The organism is candidate division KSB1 bacterium (assembly GCA_022562085.1).
Taxonomy (GTDB): domain Bacteria; phylum Zhuqueibacterota; class Zhuqueibacteria; order Oceanimicrobiales; family Oceanimicrobiaceae; genus Oceanimicrobium.
Window position 1 is genome coordinate 1 of the sequence record JADFPY010000243.1, and the last position, 7,076, is coordinate 7,076.

Consider the following 7,076-nt stretch of genomic DNA (forward strand, 5'->3'; position numbering starts at 1 on the left):
CTCTAGCTGAAGCAAATGCGGCGTACTTGGGAAGTGCGTCGCATTTTTATTAACCTTGCACTTTGTCACCTCACCACTAAAAGATTTATGCATATTAACCGGCTTGCAATTATATATTTTATAAGTGAAAAAGGGATCGCTCAACCCACGTTAAGATCTGGCTCTGGTATCAGGGAGATATCTGAACATTTCCCTTCTACATTACTGGCTCTACTAACAAAACTGAATTTCAAGAATCCGTATTCGACCAGATTTATTGGATGGCTCTGGCCAGTTCATATTGGATATGCACAAGTAGGAAGCGTTTGAAAATACATCCGCTCTTTATTATTGTGTTATGTATGGGTTCCGCGCTTCTGTGACGATATGCTTGTTCCAGATGTAAAAATGAAATTCCTATGAGATTTAAGCTTGTTGAGCAACAACTATCCTCCGATCCCCCAAGAATATTTATCAGTCATTCTTGGATAGATAAGTCATTAGCACGGCGATTGGAAAAATGCCTAATCCGATCAGGCGCTAAGGTGTGGATCGACTTTAGCAAAGTTCGAGGTGGCGACCATATTGCAAAGCGAGTGAGTGACGCCCTGGAGTGGTGCGATCACTTGTTACTCGTTTGGACTCATAATTCAAGAGAATCGAAATGGGTTCAGCTAGAAATGAACTCTGCAATTTCCCTCCATAAAAAAATTATTCCTTGTTTATTTGATAATACCAAATTACCCGGTATTCTCGCAGGTATGGCACATATTGAATTTTCCGATTTCAGCAGGGGACTTTTTCAATTGTTGATTTCATTGCAATTAGCTGTGCCCAAAAAAAGTTCATCTGCAGCAACAAGGCGATTTCGACCAAGGTTTGAAAATGGCATAGGTAACTGGAAAAAGATAAAGAGGTTAGTTAAACCAATTTTTTTGATCACTTTACCGGTTTTGATTGTGACGGTCAGTGTTTCAATTTATTTTGCTATAAACGCAAAAAATATTCAACCCACAAATGATCAGTTAATCAATAACGGCACATCAACTGATTCTGCAAGTACTCTCCTAAATAAAAATCCTCAAACGGTGGGTGATGTGTCTAAAGAGGTTGTTAATAAGTTTGGGGAAATTATACAAAAGGAAAATCGAAAACAGAGTCTGGAAAATATCGCTGAAGTACCAATGAATAACCCGCCGCCTACAACAACAAATCACACAAAAAATACTGTAAGGAAAGTAGATTCCAGAGATAATTCTGTTAGGCTGGTAGCTAAGATCGCCAAAGTGGAAGGAGACTACGCCCGCATCGATATAGGCAGATTGGATGGAATCCAAAAGGGACATAAATTCAAAATTATTCGAGAAGTAAATGATGGAAGTAGTTCAACGACAATTCTTATTGGATATGCACAAGTATGGGAAGTGTTTAATAACACATCTGCTCTTTATTGTCGTGTTATCTCCGGGTTCCACACTTCTGTCGGCGACATACTTGTTCCCGATGTAAAAAAATAAGGTTTATGAAACCTGCAAGGTTTGTTTACTTTTCCAAAGCTATCGGCGCAGCTAAAAGATTATCCGGAATACCGAAAGCATTGACCAGGTGAATGGCGTCGTCTTTGAGTTCGGTGCAAAGCTGGTCGACTTGATTACGGATGGCTTTGGCCTTGTTGCCTTCGATGTAGCCGTTTTCGAGGAACCACCCGTTATCTTTCTCAATGCGGGAGAGTGCAAATAAATCGCATAAGCGTTTCAGAATTTTAGACAGTTTGGAGTCCGCCTGATCGACACTTTTTAGAAATTGCTCCAGGATAATTCGTTCGACATGCGCCAGGGCGAGCGTCACGAGGTGGGATTGGCATTCAATAAATGCGTTGTAAGAATCCATGCCGTCGTCAATGCGATTTTTAATTCTGCGCGCCGCCGTAACCAGCAGCCGTTTTTCACGGTATTCGAAAGCGTTCAGCTGAAAATCGGCATCGCGAAGATGCGACTCATCCGTTAGCCGGGTGATCACCGGATTAAGCTCAGCGATGGCCGTCGAGGCCTGACCCGCGATATATTTGACCAGTCCCAGCAACTTCATATCGCTGAATTGATGTTTAAAATCGGTGAGCAGACCTTTGGCTACCAGTTGCAGCAGGACGTAGTTATCTCCTTCAAAAGTGGTAAAAACTTCTGAGTCTGCTTTCAGCGCAGCAAACCGGTTTTCAGCGAGATACCCCTTGCCGCCGCAAGCTTCACGGCAGGTCTGGATGGTGTCGGTCGCGTTCCAGGAGCTGAATGCTTTCAGCCCGGCGGCCAGGACTTCGATTTCCCTGGCATTTTCTTCAGTGCGTTCAACATATTGCTTGACAAGATGCTTCTGGGCAAAATCAATGGCATAAGCATTTGCAAGCAATGGAAGAAGACGGCGGCGGTGGATTGGATAATTGATCAGCAATGTCTCCTGCTCACCCGGCGCACCAAACTGGCGGCGTTTGGCTGCATATCGAATGGTAATCGTCAGAGCGGATTTAGCGGCGCTCAGTGCGCCGGCAGAGATGCTGATTCGCCCGCCGACGAGTGTGCCGAGCATGGTAAAAAACCGCTGAGAAGCGCCGGCGATCGGGCTTGAGTAGGCGCCATCCGCACTGACTTCTGCAAATCGGTTCAGCAAATTCTCGCGCGGAACCCTGACATGATTAAACCAGATTCGTCCGTTATCAACACCGTTTAAGCCCATTTTTTCTCCACAGTCTTCGATCCGAACGCCCGGCATGAGGTCGCCGTTTTTATTTCTAATCGGAACGAGAAAAGCATGAACCCCGTAATGCTCACCGTCGAGTGCCAGTTGGGCGAAAACCGTGGCCATTTGCCCGTGCAGCGCGGCGTTGCCAATGTAATCCTTGCGGGCGGATTCCGTGGGTGTGTGGATAATGAATTCGCTGGTTTTGCTGTCATACTCAGCAATTGTTTCAATATCCCGGACATTCGAGCCGTGGCCAAGCTCGGTCATGGCGAAGCATCCGGGCAGCTCCAAAGTTCCGGCATCTGCCAAATATTTCTTGTGATGAAACTCGGTCCCCAGGTTCAAAATGCTGCCGCCAAACAGACCAAACTGTACGCCAAATTTGATAGAGAGACTTAAGTCGTGCAAAGCAATCGTTTCGAAAGCGGCGATAAAAGATCCCAGGTCGTTTTGGCCGCCCTGTGCCTTTGGAAATGAAAGGGCGCCCAAACCCTGGCGGGCAAGTTCCTGACACCACTCAAGTACTTTTTGCCGATAGACTTCTTTACTTAATCCGTATTCATAACCAAAAACGGGATCCTGAAACAACCTTTTTATTTTTTGCCGAATGGCAGCATGCTCACCCTCCAGCAGGCGGCTCATTGCCTGTACATCAAAAGCGGCTTTGGGTGCGGCTTTGGCGGCTTTGGCCGGCTTTATATCAGCGGCCTCGAAAAGGACATCGCGCGCAGCCTCAGCGCTGACAACCCCCAGCGCTTGTTCAATGACGCCTAAAGCGACACAGGCCTCCGGCGTCGTGCAGCGGTCAGATTCTGATTTCGAGCCAATACGAGCTACTTCGACGCCCAGGTCTACCAATGTCTTTCGTGAAGACAAAGGAATTTTTCCGGCCGATTTTCGAATAATTTTCAGCCAGTTTAACAGGTCTAAAGGGGATGGCGGTGAAGCCGGATCCAGCCAGCCGGCAAGAATCTTCTGCTCGGACTTGGTCATCCAGTTTTGCTTCTTAAGCTTTTCCTGGATCGTTTTAAGCTCAGATGGGGTCAAAATTCCGTCCGACCAGGCGATATAAAGCATAGGCAGAAGAGGAAGCAGCCCCGGCGCTTCCGAAGTGATGTCCAACTTTTCAAGTTGGCTTTTTGTTGTCATTGTTTAGTCTCCGAATTTCCGGGTTAATCTAACCCCAAAATATGCGTTTGGCCATTAGACTGCTGGCCTTTGGTTTTTTGATTTTTTAGAATTTACGTTGTAAAGATCATTTCATCCCGACTTATTCGGGATTGACTTTTATTAGCTAAAAGCCAATCGCCAATTGCTCAATTTAGGTCTAAGTAATTTTAATAACTACTTTATTGGGTTGTTTATTTCAATATCATCGGTTGTTCGTGGGGGTCTCCGGCTGCATATTCTTTTCAATTCGCAGAAGCCTGAAGGAAAGAAAAAAGATGAAATAAATAACACCCGCTGAAATCAAGAAAGTGGTAGCGCCAAAGGCGCCATAAAAAATGCCGCCGCCAATTAATCCGATGATGCTCGCCAGGCTGCCAACGCTGCCGGCAAATCCCTGCACTGCCCCCTGGTATTTTTTTCCAGCCGCCTTCGACAAAATAGACATAACCGAAGGCCACATGATGCCGTTCCCGACCGCAAAAAGCACAGCGGCCGAGTAGATGTAAATTTTGTCGCTGGAAACCATCAACACAAAATTTGTGGCCAGAATCAAATTGCCGGCAATGATTAACCTGGCGTCCGAAAATTTCTTGGTTAATCTGTTCAGAACCGGTCCCTGGACAAAGATCATGAGCGAGCCCAGGACCGAAAAAAAGATGCCCAGGTCGAAAATCGACCACTTGAGCCCTTGAACCGCATGCACCGGAAAAGCTGTATAAAATAAAGTGAAACCCAGATAAATAAAAAAGTAAAGCGTAAGCAAGTAAGGAAGATTTTTTTGTTTTAAAATATCTCTGAATTTAATTTCACCCGCCCCTGCCAATTCGTAGCAGTCTTTATTCTCCTGGCCAAATACTTTGCTGACGGTTCCTTTCCTGGGGTTTTCTGTGAGAACACAAGGCCGGGATTCCTGAAGAACAAAAGCGATTACTAAAGTTGCGGCAAGAGAAATTGCCGTTGCCGCTAAAACCGGCAGAGTTTCAGCCAGAACAGTGAAGCCCAGAAGTCCGGCAAGGGCAGGCCCGAGAATGAAGCCCATATTTGCCGAGATGGCCATTTTGCCAAAATTTTTGCTGCGGTCCTTTTCCTCGGTGATGTCGGCGAGATAGGCATTTGCAACCGAGATGTTGCCGCCGGTGAGGCCATCCAAAGCCCGGGCCAAAAACAAAACCAGCAAGGGCACAGTAACCAGAAATTCTCCCATAAAGGAAGTTTGCAGGTCAAGCAAGGTGGTGATCGGTAAAAGCAAAGCGCCCAGGAAAATGAGCCAGGACAGCAAAGTTCCCGCCTGACTCAGCAGCAGAATTTTCTTTCGACCGTAGATGTCCGACCATTTGCCGAGAATGGGCGCCCCGATGAGCTGGAAAGCCGGATAAGCGGCGCCAAGCAGTCCGTAGATCTGGGCATTGCCGCCGAATCTTGTCACCAGGAAAACCAGGAAGGGCATCACCAGGCTAAAGCCCAGTGTGCCAATGAAATTAACGAGAAGAATAGGAAAGAGGGATATTTTTTTTGCCATTAATACAAAATATTCAAAATCTAAATTAGAGTCAACCCTTTCACCCTGTTGGTTATGATTTGTGTCCCAAACCGATATGAGTCAGAAAGTTAAAAAATATCGTTGTTTCTTTGGTTGGAAATTTTATAATTAACTTGAACAATTCAAGAATTCTAAAAAAGATCCTAACATGATCGGCCCTGAGATCAATCATCGCCGTTCCATTCGACTGAAAGAATATGATTACAGTTCGGCGGGCGCTTATTTGTGACGGTTTGTACGAAAGACCGGAGATGTTTCTTTGGTGAAATAAAGAGCGGAGAGACGGGATTAAATAGCGCAGGTCAAATGATTCGCACTCAATGGTTGGAAATGGCGAAACGATTCGAAAATATTTCGTTAGATAAATGTGTTGTGATGCCAAACCATTTTCATGGTGTGATTTTCATTATCGACGATGAATGTGACAAACCCGTAGGGGCACCCCTTGTGGGTGCCCAAAATGGGACTGACGTGCGGCAAAGGGCAGGCACAAGGCCTGCCCCTACGTTGGGTGAAATTGTTGGCGCATTCAAATCTATTACCACAAACGAATATATCCGAGGCGTTAAACAACACGATTGGCCATCGTTTCCCGGGAAATTGTGGCAGCGGAATTATGGAGCCTGCCCAGAGCGAAGCCGAAGGGAACGTGTCATTCGAGACGAAGACGAACTGAATCGAATTCGCGAATATATCATATACAACCCCGTGAAATGGGTCGACGACGCAGATAACCCTAAGAATTGGAAATAGATTTATCATGGCAATCCATTTCCCAATACAAACGATTCACTAATGAAAAACCAAAAGCCTCAAGTCGCTTACGGCATCGACGACCTGCCGCCACTTCGTGAAGCCGTGCCGCTTGGACTGCAGCATATCCTGGCGATGTTTCTCAGCAACATCGCCGTGCCTTTGATCATCGCCACTGCGATTGGATTAACCAGCGGCGAAAAGGCATTTTTGGTGCAAATGGCGCTGGTCATGGCCGGGGTGTCAACCATTGTGCAGTCTTACCCAATTGGGCCGGTTGGCGCCCGCATGCCGATCGTCATGGGCACCAGCTTCGCATTCGTCGCCGGAATTATCATTATTACGAAAGAGTATAATCTGGCGACTGCTTTTGGGGCCTGTTTTGCCGCGGCCTTCGTCGAAGTCGTCATCGGGTTTTCGTACAAAAAATTCCAGCGGTTTTTTCCGCCGTTAGCTGCGGGCATCGTGGTGATGTTGATTGGCCTGACACTGGTGCCGGTCGGAATGGATTACGCTGCCGGCGGAGCGGGTTCGCCGGATTACGGCTCGATGACAAATCTAAGTATTGCCGGTGTGGTTTTGCTGATCACGCTTTTTCTCAACCAATTTTCAAAAGGGTTTTTAAGTTACGCCAGCATGATAATCGGGGTTGCGGTCGGATACTTGCTCGCCTTGTCGCTTGGCAAAGTGGATCTGGCGCAAATGGCCGAAGGCGGCTGGTTTAGTTTTCCGCGCCCTCTCAAGTTTGGACTGGAATTCCACCTGGCGCCGATACTCACCATGAGTTTTATTTATGTGGTGAGCGCTTTAGAAACCATGGGCGATATTGCCGGAACGACCGCGGCGGTTGACCGAAATCCGACCAGTAAAGAAATGAAAGGGGGGCTGGTTGCAGATGGCC

4 protein-coding genes and 1 pseudogene are annotated in these 7,076 nt (G+C 46.7%); 3 read left to right on the top strand and 2 right to left on the bottom strand.

Features of this window, described 5'->3' with window-relative positions; all coding sequences use genetic code 11:
* Positions 1-398: 398 nt before the first annotated feature.
* A complete protein-coding gene (locus IH879_16730; protein ID MCH7676573.1) occupies positions 399-1,496 on the top strand; it encodes a toll/interleukin-1 receptor domain-containing protein in 1,098 nt (365 codons plus the stop codon).
* Between the two features lie 25 nt (positions 1,497-1,521).
* Here IH879_16730 and IH879_16735 read toward each other — a convergent pair whose 3' ends face one another.
* Positions 1,522-3,861, bottom strand: a complete 2,340-nt coding sequence (locus IH879_16735) for an acyl-CoA dehydrogenase family protein (protein MCH7676574.1) — start codon at positions 3,859-3,861, stop codon at positions 1,522-1,524.
* A 223-nt stretch (positions 3,862-4,084) separates the two neighbouring features.
* Positions 4,085-5,401: an MFS transporter gene (locus IH879_16740; protein MCH7676575.1), complete on the bottom strand. Its 1,317-nt coding sequence runs from the start codon at positions 5,399-5,401 to the stop codon at positions 4,085-4,087.
* Between the two features lie 169 nt (positions 5,402-5,570).
* Here IH879_16740 and IH879_16745 point away from each other — a divergent pair.
* Both IH879_16745 and IH879_16750 read left to right on the top strand, forming a co-directional pair.
* Positions 5,571-6,175, top strand: a pseudogene (locus tag IH879_16745) (transposase).
* Positions 6,176-6,217: 42 nt separating this feature from the next.
* Positions 6,218-7,076: purine/pyrimidine permease (locus IH879_16750; GenBank protein MCH7676576.1), on the top strand; the 859-nt coding region annotated here is incomplete at its 3' end.